15 protein-coding genes are annotated in these 20,339 nt (G+C 71.8%); 4 read left to right on the forward strand and 11 right to left on the reverse strand.

Features of this window, described 5'->3' with window-relative positions; all coding sequences use genetic code 11:
• Positions 1-21: 21 nt before the first annotated feature.
• Entirely contained in the window at positions 22-252 is a 231-nt protein-coding gene (locus B1H29_RS09635; protein ID WP_055419847.1) for a DUF7455 domain-containing protein, read from the forward strand.
• 111 nt (positions 253-363) lie between these two features.
• On the opposite strand, the gene B1H29_RS09640 is transcribed toward B1H29_RS09635, so the two are convergent.
• From B1H29_RS09640 to B1H29_RS09670, 7 genes are all read right to left on the reverse strand, one after another.
• Complete coding sequence (locus B1H29_RS09640; RefSeq protein WP_055419848.1) at positions 364-1,221, reverse strand: S1 family peptidase; 858 nt, start codon at positions 1,219-1,221, stop codon at positions 364-366.
• Positions 1,222-1,356: 135 nt separating this feature from the next.
• Positions 1,357-2,889, reverse strand: coding sequence for an RNA polymerase sigma factor (locus B1H29_RS09645; protein ID WP_055419994.1), 1,533 nt, complete (start codon positions 2,887-2,889; stop codon positions 1,357-1,359).
• Between the two features lie 427 nt (positions 2,890-3,316).
• Positions 3,317-4,204, reverse strand: a complete 888-nt coding sequence (gene whiH, locus B1H29_RS09650) for a sporulation transcriptional regulator WhiH (protein ID WP_055419849.1) — start codon at positions 4,202-4,204, stop codon at positions 3,317-3,319.
• Positions 4,205-4,365: 161 nt separating this feature from the next.
• Complete coding sequence (locus tag B1H29_RS09655; RefSeq protein ID WP_055419850.1) at positions 4,366-6,699, reverse strand: ATP-binding cassette domain-containing protein; 2,334 nt, start codon at positions 6,697-6,699, stop codon at positions 4,366-4,368.
• 123 nt (positions 6,700-6,822) lie between these two features.
• Entirely contained in the window at positions 6,823-7,581 is a 759-nt protein-coding gene (locus tag B1H29_RS09660; protein ID WP_055419851.1) for an NUDIX hydrolase, read from the reverse strand.
• Positions 7,582-7,712: 131 nt separating this feature from the next.
• Positions 7,713-9,632, reverse strand: coding sequence for a glycogen debranching N-terminal domain-containing protein (locus tag B1H29_RS09665; RefSeq protein WP_432280068.1), 1,920 nt, complete (start codon positions 9,630-9,632; stop codon positions 7,713-7,715).
• A 655-nt stretch (positions 9,633-10,287) separates the two neighbouring features.
• Positions 10,288-11,847, reverse strand: a complete 1,560-nt coding sequence (locus B1H29_RS09670) for a DUF4192 domain-containing protein (RefSeq protein WP_055419852.1) — start codon at positions 11,845-11,847, stop codon at positions 10,288-10,290.
• Between the two features lie 144 nt (positions 11,848-11,991).
• On the opposite strand from B1H29_RS09670, the gene B1H29_RS09675 reads away from it, so the two are divergent.
• Together B1H29_RS09675 and B1H29_RS09680 are read left to right on the forward strand one after the other, a co-directional pair.
• Positions 11,992-14,157 (forward strand): RecQ family ATP-dependent DNA helicase, encoded by a 2,166-nt coding sequence (locus tag B1H29_RS09675; protein WP_055419853.1) that lies wholly within the window; start codon positions 11,992-11,994, stop codon positions 14,155-14,157.
• Positions 14,158-14,438: 281 nt separating this feature from the next.
• Complete coding sequence (locus B1H29_RS09680; RefSeq protein WP_055419854.1) at positions 14,439-15,047, forward strand: hypothetical protein; 609 nt, start codon at positions 14,439-14,441, stop codon at positions 15,045-15,047.
• Between the two features lie 222 nt (positions 15,048-15,269).
• On the opposite strand, the gene B1H29_RS09685 is transcribed toward B1H29_RS09680, so the two are convergent.
• From B1H29_RS09685 to B1H29_RS09695, 3 genes are all read right to left on the reverse strand, one after another.
• Positions 15,270-15,902, reverse strand: coding sequence for a hypothetical protein (locus B1H29_RS09685; RefSeq protein ID WP_055419855.1), 633 nt, complete (start codon positions 15,900-15,902; stop codon positions 15,270-15,272).
• A 68-nt stretch (positions 15,903-15,970) separates the two neighbouring features.
• Positions 15,971-16,672, reverse strand: a complete 702-nt coding sequence (locus B1H29_RS09690) for a ribonuclease HII (RefSeq protein WP_055419856.1) — start codon at positions 16,670-16,672, stop codon at positions 15,971-15,973.
• Positions 16,673-16,754: 82 nt separating this feature from the next.
• On the reverse strand, positions 16,755-17,375 hold the full coding sequence (locus B1H29_RS09695; RefSeq protein WP_055419857.1) for a TetR/AcrR family transcriptional regulator: 621 nt from the start codon (positions 17,373-17,375) through the stop codon (positions 16,755-16,757).
• 187 nt (positions 17,376-17,562) lie between these two features.
• Here B1H29_RS09695 and B1H29_RS09705 point away from each other — a divergent pair, with 187 nt between their 5' ends.
• Positions 17,563-19,110, forward strand: coding sequence for an MFS transporter (locus B1H29_RS09705; protein WP_055419858.1), 1,548 nt, complete (start codon positions 17,563-17,565; stop codon positions 19,108-19,110).
• Positions 19,111-19,423: 313 nt separating this feature from the next.
• On the opposite strand, the gene B1H29_RS09710 is transcribed toward B1H29_RS09705, so the two are convergent.
• Positions 19,424-20,329 (reverse strand): ADP-ribosylglycohydrolase family protein, encoded by a 906-nt coding sequence (locus B1H29_RS09710; protein ID WP_055419859.1) that lies wholly within the window; start codon positions 20,327-20,329, stop codon positions 19,424-19,426.
• Between the last annotated feature and the right edge of the window lie 10 nt (positions 20,330-20,339).

A 20,339-nucleotide genomic window follows, 5' to 3' on the forward strand; every position in this document is an offset into this window, starting at 1 on the left:
TCGAGCTAGAGAAGAGGCGACGTGACTACTGTTCTGACTTCCGCAAGCCCGCTGACGGCCGCCGATCGCTGCGACCGCTGCGGCGCCCAGGCCTACCTGCGCGTCGTCCTGCTGAGCGGCGGAGAACTGCTCTTCTGCGCCCACCATGGGCGCAAGTTCGAGCCGGAACTCAAGAAGATCGCCGCTGAGATACAGGACGAGACGGAGCGGCTGACGGCCGTTCCGGAGTCTTCCCCCGAGGAAGAGCGCTGATACTACGCGCCCGACGACGAGCCAGACCGGCACAGGCCGGTGAACGGGCGTCCGCCTCCACAAGCCGGAGACGGACGCCCGTGCTCGTGCCCGGGGAGCTCTCAGGGGCGGTCAGACGCCCTCGTGCTGCCGCGTGGCAGCGTTGTCCCATCCCAGCGTCCGCAGAACGGCGGAGACGCGCGTGTACACCCCGGGACTGCCGGGGCGCCCACAGCCACTCCCCCACGACACGAGCCCGATGAGCCTCCCCTGGGCGACCAGCGGCCCCCCGCTGTCCCCCTGGCAGGCGTCGCGGCCCCCGACATCCTCGCCGGCACACAGCATGGTGTCGGCGACATACCGTCCATCGTCGCTTCCCGGATACGCCCGTTCACAGAGCGCGTCGGGGAGCACGCGCACGCGTGCCGCCCGCAGGCCGTTCGCGTAGTCCCCGGCGCCCGAGGTGTCACCCCACCCGAAGACGAGCGCTCCCGTATCGGGCCCGTACGCGGAGTCCCCCTCCGCCGCCATCCCTATGACCGAGCCGGAGGGAAGAGCTTCGGAGAGGGTGAGCACCGCGAAGTCACCGGCGTTGCTGACGTCGTCGTGCGCCGGGTTCACCCAGACGTCGCGGACGGCGATCTCCTGGCCCTCGTCCGAGAGCAGGTCGGTGCGGCCGGCGATGACCCTCAGATCGCGCACTTGCTCGGGCGGCGACCCGAGAACCTCCTCACCCAGGCAGTGTGCCGCCGTGAGCACGGTGGTGCGGCCGACGGCCACTCCCCCGCAGAACTGTCCCGCCCGCGTACCTCCGAACCGGGCACGACTGGACAGGGCGACGGTCCACGGACTGTCGGACACTTCGACCGGAAAGCCCCCGACGACGATGCTGTCGGCGGATGCGGGGGCGGCGGACACCAGCGGTATCGCGGTCGTCGCGGCCGCCAGGACCAGCGACCGGGCCAGTGCCCGGACAAAGAGGCGACGCATGCGGGCTCCTCACTCCGAGGTGGTAATGGAACACCCAGAGTGATCCAGCCCGCCGTCCCGCGCACCCGCTGGTCAACACGAAGGCCCGGTTCCCCACCTGGTGGAACCGGGCCTTCCCGCTCGTACGACCGGGACCTAGTCGAGGTAGTCGCGCAGTACCTGGGAGCGCGACGGGTGACGCAGCTTCGACATGGTCTTCGACTCGATCTGGCGAATGCGCTCACGCGTGACGCCGTACACCTTGCCGATCTCGTCGAGGGTCTTCGGCTGACCGTCGGTGAGACCGAAACGCATGGAGACGACGCCCGCCTCGCGCTCGGACAGGGTGTCGAGGACGGAGTGAAGCTGCTCCTGCAGGAGCGTGAAGCTGACCGCGTCGGCCGGGACGACCGCTTCGGAGTCCTCGATGAGGTCACCGAACTCGCTGTCGCCGTCCTCGCCCAGCGGGGTGTGCAGGGAGATGGGCTCGCGACCGTACTTCTGGACCTCGATGACCTTCTCCGGGGTCATGTCGAGCTCCTTGGCCAGCTCCTCCGGGGTGGGCTCGCGGCCCAGGTCCTGGAGCATCTGGCGCTGCACGCGCGCGAGCTTGTTGATGACCTCGACCATGTGCACCGGGATACGGATGGTGCGGGCCTGGTCGGCCATCGCGCGGGTGATCGCCTGACGGATCCACCAGGTGGCGTACGTGGAGAACTTGTAGCCCTTGGTGTAGTCGAACTTCTCCACCGCGCGGATCAGACCGAGGTTGCCCTCCTGGATGAGGTCCAGGAAGAGCATGCCGCGGCCGGTGTAGCGCTTGGCCAGGGAGACCACCAGGCGGAGGTTGGCCTCCAGGAGGTGATTCTTGGCGCGGCGGCCGTCCTCGGCGATGATCTCCAGCTCACGCTTGAGCTTGGGCGCGAGCTTGTCGGAGTTCGCCAGCTTGTCCTCGGCGAACAGACCCGCCTCGATGCGCTTGGCGAGCTCGACCTCCTGCTCGGCGTTGAGGAGGGGGACCTTGCCGATCTGCTTGAGGTAGTCCTTGACCGGGTCTGCGGTGGCGCCGGCCGCGGCGACCTGCTGGGCCGGAGCGTCGTCCTCGTCGTCGTCGGACAGTACGAAGCCCGCGTTCTCGGTGCCCTCGGGCTCCTCGGTCGCGGCCTTCGGCTCCTCGATCGCCTCGTCCTCGAGAAGCTCACCGTCTTCCTTCTTGGCGGTGGTCTTCTTGGCCGCCGTCTTCTTGGCGGTCGTCTTCTTGACAGCCGCCTTCTTGGCGGCGGTCTTCTTGGCCACCGCCTTCTTGGCGGGCGCCTCTTCCTCGACGGCGGGGTCGGTGGCAGGCGCCGCCGGGGCGGCGGGGGCGGTGGCCTTCCTGCTGGTCACCGTCTTCGCAGCGACCGCCTTGGTGGCGGTCCGCTTGGCGGGACTCTTCGCTGCGACGCTCTTACGGGTGCGCTTGGGCTCCGCGGCACTGACCATCAGCGTCACACCCTCTTCCTCGAGGATCTGGTTGAGGCTGCGCAGTACGTTCTTCCACTGAGTGGCCGGAATCTGGTCAGCTTCGAAGGCCCGACGCACGTCGTCGCCGGCGATCTGCCCCTCAGCCTTTCCCCGCTCAATGAGCGCCATGACAGAGACGGACTCGGCGATCTCCGGCGGGAGCGTACGGGATGTGCTGGCCGACACGAACAACCTCTCGGAACGTTGGAAAACGGCTTCCGGCACCGTCCATGACGGACAGGAGCCGACCGCCGGCCTGGGAGTGGGCCGACGGCGCGGGCGCGCCGGGGAGATGCACAGCGCCATGAACGGCGTCCGTATTCCCTCCGCGGCTGTCACCTCTTAGGTCATCGCGTTGTTCCCACGAGCGTTACGCCCAATCCGCGTGGCCCGAGTCACACCCCGTAAGCGTACAAAATCGGCCATACGCGGATAAAAAAGGTCATCAACGAGTGCCAACCTGGCCATGCCAGGGGCTCAGCCTCTCATCACACCGTCGGACCCCGCGGAATCACGAGGGATTCCGCGGGGTCCGCGGTGGCGGCGAACCGGCCGGCCACTGCCATAGGAGGGGTCTGGCGTGCCCGGCCCGCGCCGTTGCGGCGGAACGCGGTCAGTGCTCGCGCGGGGCGGGCACCACGCGCTCCACCTCGGGGTGGACGGTCAGAAGTTGGCGCATGGCCGCCTCGGCTGCCGCGCCGTCCCCCGCGGCGAGGGCGTCGACGATCCTGCCGTGCTGCGCCAGCGAGACGTCGTTCGGCCGGTCACAGCCCGTGACCGGACCGCCGGAGACGTGGAGGGCGGCGGAGACGATCCCGGACAGGTGATCCAGCATGCGGTTGCCCGCGATCTGGATGAGCAGCGAGTGGAACTCGGCGTCGGCACGCGAGAAGGTGAGCGCGTCACCCTGCCCCATGGCGTGCCCCATGATCCCGACCATGTCGGACAGACGCTGCTGGATGTCCTCGCGCCCGTGCCCGGCGGCCAGGCGCGCGGCGAGGGGCTCGATCGTCCAGCGCAGTTCGCTGAGCTCGCGGCGCTGGTCGTCGCGCTGCGGCCCGAAGGCACGCCATTCGATGATGTCCGGGTCGAGAAGGTTCCAGTCACTGACGGGACGCACACGCGTGCCGACGTTCGGGCGGGCACTGACCAGCCCCTTGGCCTCCAGGACGCGGAGGGACTCGCGGACGACGGTGCGGGACACCTCGAAACGCTGGCCGATCTCCTCGGGCACCAGCGGACGGTCTGCGCCCAGGTCGCCCGAAACGATCATCTGGCCGAGCTGCTGGACGAGTTGCCCGTGCAGTCCGCGGCCACGGCTGCCCGCGGTGCGCCGGCCCACACGCCCCAGCTCGGGCTCCATCCCTTCCCAGGCGGGCACCCCGACGCGGTCGACGGCGGGCGCCTCGGCGTAGGGGTAGCGGTCGAGTTCGCCCGGGTTCGCGAGGCCGGAGTCGGCGGAGCGGGCGGCGGTCATCATGGTGTGCGCAAGGGTAGTCACGCATCATTTGTCGGCGCCGCCCTCAACTCCCTTGAGGTCTTTGGTGAAAAGCACACGAAAGGGTGATCGCTCACCCCGTCGCAATTGACGCCTTATCGGAAAGAAATGGGCTTTCCCCGGGGAGTTGCGCACACGGTCGGACCGGAAGGGTGAGGCGGGCGTCATCGGACCCTGCTGCGCAGGGTCATGAGCAGGTATGCGCAGAGCAGAGCGGTCAGCGACAACGTCAGTGCGCTGCCGACGGGTTGACCGATCATGCGCAGCATCTCGGCCAGATACCGCTCACCGCCGAAGGGCCACTGCGTCAGGAGGACCTCCCGCACTCGCATCGGAAGGCCCGCGGCGGTCCGCACGGAAGGGCCCTCCCAGACCCTTTGTACGAGCGGTACGACGAGGACGGGAACGGCGACCACCGCGGCGAGCCCGGCCGTGGTGGACCGGAAGACACCTGCGGCGAGCACGCCGGACCAGGCGCATCCGACGACGAGTCCGAGCCAACCGGCGGCGAGTGCGGGCCAGTCGGCGGGAACCCTCGCGAGCTCCTGTCCGTGGAAAAGGTGGAGCACCTCGGCGTCGCAGCCCACCGTCAGGACGGCCAGCACCAGCGCGGTGGCCGCGGAGACGACGAGTTTGGCGGTGAGCAGCCCCATCCGACGGGGCACGGTGCCGCGGTCCGCCGCCAGGGCGGGGTGACGGAACTCGTCGCCGAAGGCGAGCGCACCGAGCAGCCCGGCACCGAGCGCCGCGGGCGGCAGCGGCAGCTCTCGCGGCCACGCCGCCAGGAGACGCGGCTGCGGAGTGTGTCCGACGCGTGCCAGGACCACGGCGGTGACGGCGGACACGACGAGCACGACGGCGCCGGTGACGAACCCGGTGCTGATGCCGAGCGCACGGCGGAGTTCGTAGCGGAGTGGACGGAGAGGGCTGGGGGCGGAGCGCACGGAGACGGGGGGCGGGAGCGAGGAGGCCGCCTTCCTGGAGTCCACTGCGGTGGGGATGAGGGAGGCGTACGGGCGCGGTGCGCGCCGGGGGGTGGCGAGGGCGCGTGGGGGATGCGGGGACCTGAGCCCGGTGGGGTTGGCGGGCGTGGCGGTGTTGTTGCTGGGCACGGGAGGGACACCGGAGGCCTGCGCGTCGCGGGGTGCCTGCGCGTCGCGGGGCGCCTGCGCGTCGCGGGGCGCGGCGGCCTCGCCGGGCGGTGCGGAAGCGTCGCCGGGCACCTGTGCGTCGGCAGGTGCCTGTGCGTCGCGGAGTGCGTGAACGTGATCGGGTGCGGGCGCATCGCCGGGTGCGGGGGCTTCGCCGAGCATGGACTCGGCACCCGTAGCAGGGGCATGGCCGAGCATGGACGCTTCGTCGGTGGCGGAAGCCTCTCCGAGCACGCTGGATGCGGCGTCGGCGCCGGTGTCCATGGCGGCGGAGGCCTGCCCGGCACTGCCGATGGGCCGAAGGTCGTTGGCAGGCGGCCGGAAGGCGTCGGCCCCCGGGCGCCGACTGGCGGTCGCGGCCCGGTGCGGCGGGTCGGCGGGTGACGGGTGAAGGCCGGTCCGGTTCCCCGCGTCCGGCGCACGACCGTCTTCGGCCCCCCACTGCCGGGCCGCGGGCACCGCGCCCGCCCCGGGGCCCATGTCACCGATCTCGTCGGCCAGTTGATGCACGAGAATCCCGTGACGGAACGCGGCTTCACCGATGTCGGCACACGTACTGCCGTATACCGCGAGGCGGTTGCCGCCTTCGCGTACGACCTCGACGGAACGGCGGGCCGCGCGTGCCTCTTTGGCCAGCAGGGCGGCAAGGCGGGCGGCGTGGGGGCTGCGAACGGCGACACGGGGGCGCAGACGGGTGCGGGAGAAGTCCACCACCCCCTGATCGGCGACGACTCTGCCCCGTTCGAGTGTGACTACGTGATCGGCGGTACGCGCGGCCTCCTTGGGATCCGCCGTGCTGAACAGGACGGTGCCGCCCTGGGCGGCGTGGGCACGCAACGTGCCGTGGAGGCGGCGGGCCTCGCCGGCGGCCAGCGCGCGGGCGGGGTCGTCGAGCACCAGGGTGTGCGGGTCGGCGAGCAGAGCGCAGGCCAGTCCGAGGCGCCGGTCCATGCCACGGGAAAGCGTGCCGAGTCGTTCGTCGCGCAGGCTCACGAGCTCGGCCGACTCCAGGACTTCGTCGGCCCGCCCGACGGGAACCCCGGCCGCGGCGCACAGCATGCGCAGATGGCCGCGAACCGTGCGGGCCGGGTGCCCCGGCACATCCCCCAGCAGGACGCCGACCTCGCGTGAGGGATGGGCGATGCGATGCAGGGGACGGCCTCTGAAGTAGGTGAGGCCGCGGCCGGGCTGGAGTTCCAGCATGAGTCTGAGCGCCGTCGTCTTGCCGGCGCCCGATGCTCCGAGCAGTGCGGTGACGTGGCCCGCACGCGCGTCGAACGAGACGTCGTCGACGGCGGGCGGAAGCTCCTTGCGGGGGTCGCTGGTCAGTCCGAAGGCCTGGATCACCCGTAGCAAGATAGCGTGCCATATCCTTTTTTTCGGGCATGGCAAGACCTAACGGGCGCGCGGGGACGGTCGCCGTCGATCTCTTGTTCGGCGTTCTCCCCGGGATCCCGCCCGCGCTCGCCGTTACACCTCGGGACGCAGCATCGGAGGGTTGAGGAGTGTCGCGCCGCCGGCCCGGAAGAGCTGAGCGGGACGGCCGCCCTGGCGGGTGGTCGTGCCCCCGGTGGGGACGAGGAAGCCCGGCGTGCCGGTCACCTTGCGGTGAAAATTGCGCGGGTCGAGCGCCACGCTCCACACCGCCTCGTAAACGCGCCGAAGCTCACCGACGGTGAACTCGGGCGGACAGAACGCGGTGGCCAACGACGAGTACTCGATCTTGGAGCGGGCCCTCTCCACCCCGTCCGCCAGGATCTGGGCGTGGTCGAAGGCGAGCGGCGCCACCGGCTCGCCTTCGTGGCCGTAACCGCCCTGCTCCAGCAACTCCTCCACCGGCGCCCAGCGCGCGTTGCTGGCGTCACCGCCCGCCCGTGGTGCGGGCAGGTCGGGAGCGAGCGCGAGGTGGGCGACGCTGACCACGCGCATCCGTGGATCGCGCTCGGGGTCGCCGTACGTCGCGAGCTGCTCGAGGTGGGCACCGTTGTCCTGGGTGGGTGCGACGGGGTCGTGGACGCACAGCCCCGTTTCCTCGGCCAGTTCCCGCGCCGCCGCCTGAGCCAGGTCCTCGTCGGCCCGTACGAAACCGCCGGGCAGGGCCCAGCGGCCTTGGAACGGCGGCTCACCCCTGCGCACCGCCAGCGCGCACAGGGAATGGCGGCGCACGGTCAGCACGACCAGGTCCACAGTGACGGCGAAGGGCGGAAAAGCTGACGGGTCGTAGGGCATGCGGTGATCATAGTCGTCTCCCTGACGATAAGCACTCCCTTCGCCGACCGCTTCGCCGGTTGATCCAACCGGATGGGACACGCGTCTCCCCGCCCTTCCCCGGACGCCGTGCGGGGCCGTGTCATGCCGGGTCAGGCTCCTAGTTGCAGCCCGTCGGCGGCCTCTTCGACCATGGCCAGGCCGAGTCGGCTGACCCGCACCGAGAACGGCGCTCCGGCGACCCGCAGCCCCGTCAGCCCGAGTTCCCCCAGAGGCGCGGCGCGTACGGGACGCAGGGTGACGGTTCTGGCCGGGGCGTCGGGGCGGATGCCCGCGAGCGTGGTCAGCAGCAGCACTCCGGCGGCCGCCGCGGTGGCGGCGGGGCGGCAGGCCGCCGGGTGCGGGAGGGGAGCGATCGCGTCGGTGCGCCGCTCACCCGCGTACATCTCCGGCAGACGGTGGCCGAAGGTGCCTGCCGCGGCCACTACGCCGCGCAGCAGCGAGCCCGCCTCCTTCTCGTGACCCGCAGCGGCCAGACCCGCCACCGCGATCGCCGTCTCATGGACGCGTACCGCCCCGGCGCGATGCCCGAAGGGGTTGTATCCCGCTTCCTTCTCGGCCAGTCCGCGCAGACCCCAGCCCGAGTCCATGGCCGGATTGCCCAGCAGCCGGGCGAGCCGGCCGGTCTGTGCCGAGTCGAGCAAGCCCGGGGCCGGAGTACCCCCACCGAGCAGCCCGGTGTCGAGGAGGTGAGCCGCGGCCGCGCTCAGGTGCGGCACGAGGCTTCCGTCCGGGACCCGGGCCGCCGCGGGCCGTCCGCCTGCCGGGTCGTCGATCCAGAAGTCCCGCCGGAACGCCGTCCGCAGCCGCCGGGCCCACTGCCGCAGACCCTCACCGCCCGGTCTGCCGAAGGCGTCGAGCAACTCGGCGCCCAGCAGAGCGGCACGGTGGGCGTGAGCCTGGGTCTCGCACCGGACGGGGCCGTCCGGGTGCGGATCGGGTACGTACGTACCGTCCCCGGCGGTGGTGCGTAGCCAGGTCAGACACCGCTCGGCCGCCGGCATCAGATCCTTGACCTCGCTTTCGTCGAGCCCCCAGCGGCGGGCCTCCGCGAGGAGTACGGGGAAGAGCAGGGTCGCCTCCGTGCCGGTGCAGCCCGGCGGCAGGTGCGGGCCGGCGTCACGTCTGGGCCCGGGGATCATGCCGGACCGCGGACCGGGGCCACGACGTTGGGTACGGGCGAGGGCGCGCAGCGTACCCGCGGCGATCCGGGTACCGAGAGGCAGTGCCATCCGAGCGGCGGCGAGGGCCTCGGCGGGGGCCAGACCGCAGCGCCAGGGGACGCCGGCCGCGAGATGGATGTCGGCGGGATGTGCGGGATCGCGCAGCAGCAGGGCTCTGAGGTCCTCGATGCCGGTCCGCAGGAGGGCCGGTACTGCCGGGTCGTCACCGGTGGCGTGCGCGGAGGCCACTGGGCCTGCCACCGTGCGGCCCACCGCCCTGAGCGGCCCCGCCCCGTCCGGCCGTACGCGCAGCTCGAGGATCGTGCTGCCACCCGGAGGCAGGAGGAACTCCCACCGCAGCAGTCCGGCGGACGCCAGTGCGTCGGCGGGCGGCGGGACGGCCGTGACCGACGCGCTGCCCGCGGCGCCGGACCACCGCAGGCCTGAGTCGTGGACGCTGGCCGACAAGTCGGGGCCCGCGCCGCCGACGGCGATCGAAGCCAGGTCGGACAGGTCCGTACCGAGGGCCACCTCGACGGGCAACCGCAGTGGGCGGGCAGCCCAACTGCGCAGCGTGATCCGCTCCGTACCGTCGGCGTCCCGGGTCCGCTCGACCATGACGTCCGGGTCCGGTCCCGGCGCGGTCGACGTGCGCAGTGTTCCCACGAAGTGGGCACGGTGGGCGCCTGTCATCCGGGCCTGCGCGGGCAGCGGTTCACGCCCGGCCACGCGAAGCCGGCACCGGGAGAGCAGGCGTCGGCCCGCGCGGTAGAACCCCTCCAGCCCCAGGCCGGTCAGCTGTCCCTGTTCCGTGGAGATCACGAGGCCGGGGAGCGCCACGCCGATCATGGTCCCGTGCGCGGGCGGCAGGTCCCCGGATCTGTGGGGCATCGCGGGCGGCGCGCTGCGGGGGGCCAACGGCTTGGCGTCCGGCCACGATGACGAGAGGGACGACGCGGGCCGGGGACGGACCGTCGGCGGGCCGAGGGTCCGGCCCTGTCCCGAGCCGCGTTTTCCGGCATGCGCCACGGATCCGGCGAGGGCCGGAACCGTGTGCCGCCGTCCGACGGCAGCGGTGTCCGCGGCGGCGGAGGGCGGGGTCGACTGTTGCATGGAAGGGCTCCCTCATTGCTCGGTGCGCCTCGGGGCGGACTGGCGCCGTACGGGGTCCGACCGGACCGCCGCGGTGCGGTCCCGTCCGGTCCGGGCGTTCCGCCACTCAGGTGAACGGAGTGGGTGTCTTCCGGGTCACGCTCGCGGCGGGCTCGTACGGCGAACGAGGGTGCGGGCCGGGCATCGACTCCCCCAGCCTTGTCGGCCGGTACCCCTGACCGGTCATGACGGCCGAACGACAGGCGATTTCATGCCGTGGGCAGCCCACTGAGCGACATCTACTCGTCCCCTCCCACTGGCAGACGTCTACTCGCCTCCCTCCCACTGGCAGACGCCTGCTCGCCTCCCCTCCCGGTGGCCACGTCGGCCTGCCGGCCCCGGCAACCGTCTCTCACGCTCGCTCTCCGCCCCCTTCATTCCCGTGCTCTCCCGCACCTGCCCCCTCCGCGGAGGTCTCCTTCCGGCCCGTGGCCTCTGCCCCCGAGGCGCGCGACCGCGTGCGGACCGGCCGTGCGACGCCCGGGCGGTCAGCGCCCGACGGCGTGCGGGGACGCGCGATCCTCCCGCCCGGCTCGCGGCTCTGCGCCCTCGCACGGCGACGGACTCCGGCGTCGACCGGGGTGAGGGAGCGCGTGCGCCGCCGGCGACCGGACGGCGCCTGCGGGGCGGGCGAGGGCTCGGCCGGCTCGTGCCCGACGGGTCCGTCGATCTGGTCGCCACCGTCCGCGGCACCGGCTCCCCCACTCCCACGGCTCCCGCGCTCCGCTCGCAGACAGCGGCGGACCGACTCGGGATCGAGGCCCTCGTTGCACGCCTGGTGCAAAAGCCGGGCGAAGAGGTAGTCCGGGTCTGCGCCGAGTGCCATGGCCAGAGCCTCCCGGGCCTCCAGTTCGTCGCCGGTCGACCAGGCGACCCATCCCGCGAGAGTGAGGGGCGCGGCCGCGTGTTCGCCGTAGGAACGGACGCAGCGACGGGCCAGGGCCCGCCAGAGACGCAGCGCGGGCCGCGCCTCGTCGCCCTCCATCCACTCCGCCGCGCGGTCACGGGTCGTACGGTCCTGAAGGCCGAGGATCAGCGCCGCCGCCTCATCGTGCCCGAGCAGTTGGTCGTCGCGCAGATCCTCGGCGGGCATGCCGGACACGGGCGGGGCCTCATCGAGGCGTCGCATGACCCGCCGCGCCAGATGCAGCGTCTCGTCTGCCACGTCCGCGCGGCCGGCGTCATCGAGGATCCGGGAGACCACCGTCACGGCGGCCGCGTCCAGGGCTGTCTCCTGCTCGCGCGCCTCGGCGTTCTCCCGGGGCAGCAACCTGGCCCTCAGTTCGCTCAGCGAACCGCGCACCTGGATTCCTGCGTAGGTGGCCGCCGCGGCCAGCACGGACGTGCCCGGCAGTCCCATGGGGACGCCCTCGGCCGGGCAGCAGGATTCTTCGTCGCAGCAGTACGACCAGAAGTGGCCCGCCGAGATGCACAGCGCCTCGACGACCGGTACGTCGAGGGCGCCGCACTCGACGCGCAGCTTCTGGGCCAGCGGCCGCAGTCGCTCCATCACCTCTCGGCCGGTCTCGCCCCGCGCCGGTTCCTGGCAGAGGTAGGCGACCATCTGCTCGGGCCTCACGCCCCGGCGTTCGCTGCCGGTCACCAGGCCGTGGACCAGTTGTCCGGCGGCGCCGGCCCAGTCGTCCGCGTTGGCTGGAATGCCCAGCCTGGCCCGGCCGCCGAAGCGGCCCCGCCCGTCCCTGTCGCGCAGGGCGGCCAGGACGATGCTGTCCTCGGGGCGGTACCCGAGCAGGTACGGCAGGGCGTCGGCCAGTTCGGCGGGGGTGCGCAGGGTGACCTGGTGCTCGTCGCCGGGCCCCTCGTACGAGGTGTCGGCCGCCCGGCCGGGCTCGACGGGGCTCGGGATGTCACCGTTCTCGGAGGGGCCGGTCGTTTCGCTGTGGTTCGTCATGGCCCGACGATCTCGCGGATCGAGAAGTTCCGCTTTGGCCTGTGGATAACTCCCATCAGGGACACGTCATCCGGTGTGGCGCCGAAGCCCGCGCCCCCTCGCCCCGCCGCCCGGCTGTCAGTCCCGTCCTGTTGTATGGAACGCATGGAGCACACGAGCAACCCGGATCTCCGGACAGCGGCCGACGCGGTCCTCGCCCGTCTCGTCGGGGACGCCTCCGGCGCCGCCCGACTGCGGGAGGACCAGTGGCGTGCGATCGAGGCACTGGTCGCCGACCGGCGCCGGGCCCTGGTCGTCCAGCGCACGGGATGGGGCAAGTCCGCGGTCTATTTCGTGGCGACCGCCCTGCTGCGTGACCGGGGCGCCGGGCCCACGGTGATCGTCTCCCCGCTGCTCGCGCTGATGCGCAACCAGGTCGAGGCCGCGGCACGGGCCGGCATCCGCGCCCGCACCATCAACTCCTCCAACACCGAGGAGTGGGAGGCGGTACAGGACGAGATCGCCGCGGGCGAGGTCGACGTGCTGCTGGTGAGTCCCGAGCGGCTCAACAACCCGGACTTCCGCGATCAGGTGCTGCCCAAGCTGTCCGCCGCGACCGGGCTCCTGGTGGTGGACGAGGCCCACTGCATCTCCGACTGGGGCCACGACTTCCGCCCGGACTACCGGCGGCTGCGGACGATGCTCACCGACCTCCCTCCCGGTGTGCCCGTCCTGGCGACCACGGCCACCGCCAACGCGCGCGTGACCGCCGACGTGGCGGAGCAGCTCGGCACCGGCGGCACGTCGGACGCCCTGGTGCTGCGCGGCCCGCTGGACCGGGAAAGCCTCAGCCTGAGTGTGCTGCGGCTGTCCGACGCCGCGCACCGGATGGCCTGGCTCGCCGACCACCTCCAGCAGCTTCCGGGCTCAGGGATCATCTACACGCTCACCGTGGCCGCCGCCGAGGAGGTCACCGCCTTCCTGCGGCAGCGCGGCCACACAGTCGCCTCCTACACCGGCAAGACCGAGAACGCGGACCGGCAGCAGGCCGAGGAAGACCTGCTCGCCAACCGGGTCAAGGCGCTGGTCGCCACTTCGGCGCTGGGCATGGGATTCGACAAGCCCGATCTGGGCTTCGTGGTGCACCTGGGGTCACCCTCCTCCCCCATCGCGTACTACCAGCAGGTGGGCCGTGCCGGGCGCGGTGTCGAGCATGCCGAGGTGCTCCTGCTGCCGGGGAAGGAGGACGAGGCGATCTGGGAGTACTTCGCCTCACTGGCCTTCCCGTCGGAGGATCTGGTGCGCCGCACGCTCGACATCCTCGCGGGCGCGGAGCGCCCCCTGTCGCTGCCCGCTCTGGAGCCCCTGGTGGAGCTGCGCCGCTCCCGCCTGGAGACCATGCTCAAGGTCCTGGACGTGGACGGCGCGGTCAAGCGGGTCAAGGGCGGCTGGATCGCGACCGGGCAGCCGTGGGCCTACGACGCGGAGCGGTACGACTGGGTCGCGCGGCAGCGGAAAACCGAACAGCAGGCGATGCGCGACTACGCCACGGCGACGGACTGCCGGATGGAGTTCCTGCAGCGCCAGCTCGACGACGAGGGGGCCAAGCCCTGCGGCCACTGCGACAACTGCGTGGGCCCGCGCTTCACAGCGGACACCTCCACCGACGCCCTGGACGCCGCGCGGGTCGACCTCGGCCGAGCCGGCGTCGAGGTCGAGCCGCGCCGCATGTGGCCGACCGGGCTGCCGGCCATCGGCGTCGAACTGAAGGGGCGCATCCCGGCCGGGGAACAGGCCGAGCCGGGCCGGGCGTTGGGCCGTCTGTCCGACATCGGCTGGGGCAACCGGCTGCGACCGATGCTCTCGGCCCAGGCTCCGGACGGCCCGGTGCCGGAGGATGTCGCGAAGGCCGTCGTGGGGGTACTGGCCGACTGGGCGAAGGGTCCCGGCGGCTGGGCCTCGGGCGCGGCGGGCGGCCGGCCACGTCCCGTCGGTGTGGTGACCGTCGCCTCGCGCACCCGACCTCAACTGGTCCGCTCTCTGGGAGCGCGCATCGCCGAGGTCGGTCGGCTGCCGCTGCTCGGTTCGGTCGAGTACACGGGCGAGGCCCCCAGGGCGTCGCGCAGCAACAGCGCGCAGCGACTCAAGGCCCTCGACGGCGCGCTGGCGGTGCCGCCCGCTCTCGCCGCCACGCTCACCGGTCTCGAGGGCCCGGTTCTCCTCGTCGACGACTGCACCGAGACCGGCTGGACCCTCGCGGTGGCGTCCCGGTTGCTCCGCCGCGCGGGTGCCCGAGGGGTGTTGCCACTGGTCCTGGCCGTGCAGGGCTGATCGCCCGCCCGCGGCGCACCTCGCCGCACCCGGCTCCACGTGGCTGCGGGTGGCGCGTCCCGTGCGTCACCCGGCCACGCTCTGGGTAGGGATATAGGACGCGCATCATCCGATATCGGTCGTCGGTCCCAATTGCTCGTTGCCGCAACCAAGTTCGACAGGAAGAATTGAAGTCCGCTCCCCGCACGGCTCGTCCGTGATCCGGCAGGGCTTCACTGCGGTGCGCGCTCCCCCGAATCCGACCCCGCCCGCAGTGTGGGCGCGTAGCCGAAGGGAGGAACGTGACCTTCGGATTCGCTCCGTCCTCGGCGGCATCGTTGTCGTCGTCCGCCGCTTCCGCCACTCGCATGCTCGAACCGGCGGAGTGGGCCGCCGCCGGAATCCCGCTGCTGCGCAATCCGCGAGAGGTCGTCGGCGGACTGCACTCGCGGCACCACCCCAAGCCGGCGACCGCGATCGTGGCCGTGCTCGATCCGGACGAACGGCTGCGTGCGAGCGCCTCGTTCACCAGCCGACGGACCCCGGCCGACGGGTGGATGTTCCGCAATGCGCTGCTCGCCCAACTTCGCCGCGTGATCCCGCACGATCTGCGGCGCCGTACTCCGGTGCGCACCGCCGTGCTCCTCTACTGCCGTGAGGGGGAGGCGCGTTGGACGGAGGAGGACGGCGCGTGGATGTGGGGGCTGCGGGACGCGTGCACGTTGCACGGACTGCGCTGCGGCGCGTACATCACGCTGACCCGTGACGGCTGGCAGGTCCTCGGCGAGGGCCGCGGCGGACGTCGGCCCAACGCGGCGTCCGAGCCGGAGCCGTTCGCCGCGTCGGAGACGCCGCCACCGCGCACCGGTGGCGTCGCGTCGGACGTGCTGCGCCGCGCGGCGGCTCGCTGAGCACCACGGGCGCGGCGCGCTCCATGGCCGCGCCGCGACGTCCGGTCGACGTCCGGGTCCGCGAGAGCGTCCGGCAACGCCGTACGCCGCTCGGCGGACGTCAGCCGTCCGGGTGCGCCGAAGCCGCCATCACGCGGGCACGGCGGAGCCGCCACCGATGGGGGGCCGGTTTCGACGGCCCCCGGTGTCCCGTCGGCGTCCGCCGCGCGCGGCGGAACGGGCTCAGACGCCCGCGCCCAGCACCGAGTTGATCCGCTGCGGGTCACCGCAGACGATCAGCAGGGCGCCGGCCCGGGAGTGGGCCACGGACAGGGCGGTGGCAGCGGCGGCTTCGGGGCCACCGTTGAGCGCGACCACGACCACGGCCCGCGACGCGGCACGGTCCGCGACGGTGGCGTCCGCGTAGAAGACGTCGTCACCCGCCTCGTGCTGCGCCCAGTAGGCCGCGTCGCCGAAGGACAGTTCGTGGGCGGCCCACGGGTGCGGTTCGCCGGTGGTGATCACCAGCACGTCACCTGGGGTGCGACCCGAGTCCAGCAGCAGGTCCACGGCTTCCTCGGCGGCGTCGAGCGCGCCGTCGGGAGTGGCCGGGATCAACTGGATCTGCGGGGCGGCCGGGGCGGCTGCCGGAGCGGCCGGTCCCGACGGGCCGGGTTTGGCCGCGGCCGTGTCGCGCGACGCACGTTGCGTCGGCGGCGCCGGCCGCGCGGGGCCGGGGCGACCGGGACGCGGCGGAGCCGCGGGACGGGGGCCGGGTACGGGGCGGGGGGTCGGCGCGGTACGGCCGCTGGCCGGTGTGGCGCGGGGACCCTGGGCCTTCTCGTGAATCTGAGGCTCCTCGGGAATGAGAGGCATGAGCTGATATTTATCAAACGTTGGTGCGGCTCGCGTCGGCGGGTGGCGCATGCCTGCGAGCGGAACCGTCAGAAATCGAATCCGAGCTGACCCTCGATCTCCGGAACGCTTCCGTCCACCCAACTGCGGACCTTCTTGAGGTGCCGCCACTGGGGCAGCGCATCAAGATACGCCCACGACAACCGGTGGTGCGGGGTGGGCCCCCGCTCCTCCAGTGCGGCCTTGTGCACGGGCGACGGATACCCGGCGTTGTCCGCAAAACCGAAGTCTGCATGGTCGATACCCAGTTCGGCCATCATTTTGTCGCGCTGGACCTTGGCGAGCACCGATGCGGCCGAGACGGCCACACAGGACTGATCACCCTTGATCACCGTACGGACCTTCCAAGGCGCCCCGAGATAGTCGTGCTTGCCGTCGAGGATGACGGCGTCGGGGCGGATCGGCAGGGTCTCCAAGGCACGCACCGCCGCGAGTCGCAGCGCCGCGGTCATCCCCAGTGCGTCGATCTCCTCCGGAGAGGCGTGCCCCAGGGTGTAGGACGTCACCCAGGTCCGCAGCTCCGCGGCGAGTTCGGTGCGTCGCTTGATGGTGAGCAGCTTGGAGTCGGTGAGGCCGGCCGGGGGCCGACGCAGTCCGGTGATCGCGGCACAGACGGTGACCGGACCGGCCCACGCACCGCGCCCCACCTCGTCGACACCGGCAATGATCTTCGCTCCGGTCGTGGCGCGGAGAGAGCGCTCGACGGTGTGAGTTGGTGGTTCGTACGGCATGGCGTACTTAGCCTACGCCGCCGCGAACCTCTGGCGACACCCCGGTTCCCCAAACGGGGCCGGGACCCGCGCGACCGGAAGGTCAGCTCCTGCCGGGCCGCAGCAGCGGGACCATCAACTGGTCGATCATTTCCTCGATCTCCCGGTCCGTCCATTCACTTCCACAAACCTTCGAGCGGTACATCATCATCGCCGGCATGGCGTCGAAGACGTATCCGTTCGCCGCGTCACGCCGGACCTCCCCCCGCTCTATTCCGCGGTTGATGACCTCGCGGAGCATGGTGAGGGTCGGCTCGATCACCCCCTTGACGATGACCGTGTGGAAGCGCTCCGCCTGCACGCTGTCGCATTCGTGAATCACCGACCGCAAGGCCAGCCCGGGGCGGGAGAACATCGCGTCGCGCGCCCTGAGGCACAGCGTCAGGAGGTCTTGGCGCACGCTCCCCGTGTCGGGCACCGTGTCGAAGCGCGGGAGCCCGGACCGGAGCGCGTCCACGACGAGGTCCTCCTTGGACGGCCAGCGGCGGTAGACCGCCGCCTTGCCGGTCTGCGCTGCGGCGGCCACTCCCTCCATCGTCAGACCGTTCCAGCCGACGGTGCCGAGCTGGTCCAGCGCGGCGTCGAGGATCGCGCGTTCGAGGACCGCGCCACGCCGGCGGGAGGGCGTCCGGGCGGAGGCGGCCGCCCAGTGCGAAGCAACCATGTCGAGGGTCTCCAGGAAGCGGGGAAGGCGAGTTTTCGGGGAAAGGAGGCACGCCGCGCGGCCACAGCGGGGGACGGGCCACGCGACGGCACGGTAAGTGAACGCTTGCGTTCACTGTCGGGGAGTCACTAACGTTGAGGCAACAGTGAACGCCATCGTTCACTAAGTCAGTCGTGGGGGACTCATAGTGACAACCTCGTCTCTGCTCAAAGACCAGAAGCCGGGAGCGGCCCGCCGGGAGGGGCGTCCCGGCATCGCGCTCACGGTCATCGCGGCCTGCCAACTCATGGTGGTACTCGACGCGACGATTGTGAACATCGCTCTCCCGCACATCCAAGAAGCGCTCAGCTTCAGCACCACCGACCTCACCTGGGTCGTCAGCGCCTACACGCTCACCTTCGGCGGTCTGCTCCTGCTCGGCGGCCGGGCCGGTGACATCCTCGGCCGTCGCCGGGTCTTCATGACCGGCATCCTGCTGTTCACCTTCGCCTCGCTGCTCGGCGGCTTCGCCCAGGAACCCTGGCAACTGCTTGCGGCGCGTGTCCTGCAAGGTGTGGGAGGCGCGATCGCGTCGCCCACGTCGCTGGCCCTCATCACCACCACCTTCCCCGAAGGACCGGAACGCAACCGGGCCTTCGGCGTCTTCGCGGCCGTGTCCGCGGGCGGCGGTGCCATAGGGCTGCTGGCGGGCGGCATGCTCACCGAGTGGCTCGACTGGCGCTGGGTGCTCTTCGTCAACGTACCGATCGGCGTCCTGATCGCCGTACTCACCCCGATGTACATCAGCGAGTCCGAACGGCACTCCGGACGCTTCGACATAGCCGGGGCGGTGACCTCGACAGCGGGCATGGCGTCTCTCGTCTACGGCTTCATCCGCGCCGCGGACGAGGGCTGGCGGGACGACGTGACCATCGGTTCCTTCGCGGCCGCGGTGGTCCTGCTGGTGCTCTTCGTGTTCATCGAGTCGCGGGCCAAGGAGCCGATCACCCCTCTGAGGATGTTCGCCGACCGCAACCGCGCCGGTACGTACGTGATCATGCTGAGCCTGGCCGCGGCGATGTTCGGCATGTTCTTCTACATCGTGCTGTTCGTTCAGAACGTACTGGGCTACACCCCCATCCAGGCCGGTCTGGCCTTCCTGCCGGTCACGGTGGTGATCGCGCTCGGCGCGGGGCTGTCGCAGCGGTTCCTGCCCGTGTTCGGCCCGAAGCCGTTCATGGTGGTGGGCTCGGCACTCGCCGCGGTCGGGCTCGGCTGGCAGGCCCTCATCAGCTCCGAGAGCTCCTACGTCGGCGGAGTCCTCGGCCCGATGCTGATCTTCGGCTTCGGCATGGGGCTGAATTTCGTGACGCTGACGCTGACCGCGGTCTCCGGGGTCGCCCAGCACGAGGCGGGCGCGGCGTCCGGCCTGCTCAACGCGATGCAGCAGGTGGGCGGATCGATCGGCCTCGCCATCCTGACGACGGTCTTCGGCACGGCCAGCAAGGACGAGGCGGAGAAGCAGGTGCCGGACTTCCTCACCAACGGTTCGGCGGAGCAGAAGGCGGAGTTCGCCCAGACGCACCAACTGCCTGCGCCATGGGGACACGACGTGCTGGCGCAGGGCATCTCGGCGGCCTTCATCCCGGCTGCCGCCATGGCCGTACTCGCCCTGGCCACGGCGTGGCTGGTGATCCGGGTACGCAAGAGCGACCTGGAGGCACTGTCCGGCTCGGCCGGGCCGGGAATCGGCTGACGGCGCGGTACCGCGGTCCGGGCGGTGGCCACCGGCGGGCGTCACACGCGCCCGCCGGTGCCCGTCCCGGCGGCCGGTGGTCGGCGGGGTGCTCGACCTGGCGAGCAGCACGAGGAACAGCAGCGCGAAGACCGGCACCCACGACGTCCTCATGACTCACCCCCCTCGTGACACTCCGGGCTGCGCGCGGCTCATGCCTCGCACAGCGGATGACACGACAACGGGCGAGCGGTCACATAGCGTTCCCGTCACACACGGAGAGTTTGCTGGCGGCTCCGGCGCTCGTCTGCCGGCCCTCATCGGCGCGGATCCGCTAGGGAGACGTCACCATCCACTCGGGCAGCGTCTCGACCCGCCCCGACCACTCGGCCGGCGGCGCTCCCGCCTTCGCCCCGGCGACCACCCCGCCGACGATGGCGCAGGTCGTGTCCACGTCGCCGCCGACCTGGGCGGTCGTCCAGAAGGCGCGTTCATAGTCTCCGAGGGAGCGCGCCGCGGACCAGAGGGCGAAGGGAACCGTGTCGTGGGCGGTCGTACGCCTGCCACAGCCCAGTACCGCCGCGACCGTGGCCGCGTCGCCGTAGTCGAGCATGTCCCGGGCACGGCGCAGACCGGCGCCGACCGCGCTCTTCGGTACCAGGGCGATCACCCCGTCGAGGAGCGCGTGCGCGGTGGGTGGGCCGCTGGGATCCGCGGCCAGTGCGGCGGCCGCGGCGACCGCCATGGCGCCGACCACCGCCTCACGGTGCTGATGCGTCGGATAGGCCGAGATCTCGGCCTGGTGGGTCGCCTGCTCGGGGTCGTCCGCGTACCAGGCACCCAGCGGCGCGATGCGCATCGCGGCACCGTTGCCCCAGGACCCTTGGCCGTTGAAGAGCGCGGCGGCGAGCTCACGCCAGTCGCCGCCCTCCCGGACCAGTCGCAGCAACCGGTTGACCGCGGGGCCGTAGCCACGGTCGAAGTCGTGGTGCCGGGCGAAGGAGAGCGCCAGCGCGTCCTGGTCGATCCGGTGGTGGGTGGCCAGGACGGAGACCACGGAACAGGCCATTTCCGTGTCGTCCGTCCACTGCCAAGTGCCGGGGGGCAGCTCGCGGGGCCTCAGCAGCGGATAGTTCGCGGGCACGAAGAACTGAGAGCCCAGCGCGTCCCCCACCGACAGGCCGCGCAGGCTGGACAGCGCCCGGTCCAGGCGTACGTCAGGAGATGAATGAGCGGTCATCGCCCTGCCA

The organism is Streptomyces pactum, from assembly GCF_002005225.1.
GTDB classification, from domain to species: Bacteria; Actinomycetota; Actinomycetes; order Streptomycetales; family Streptomycetaceae; genus Streptomyces; species Streptomyces pactum_A.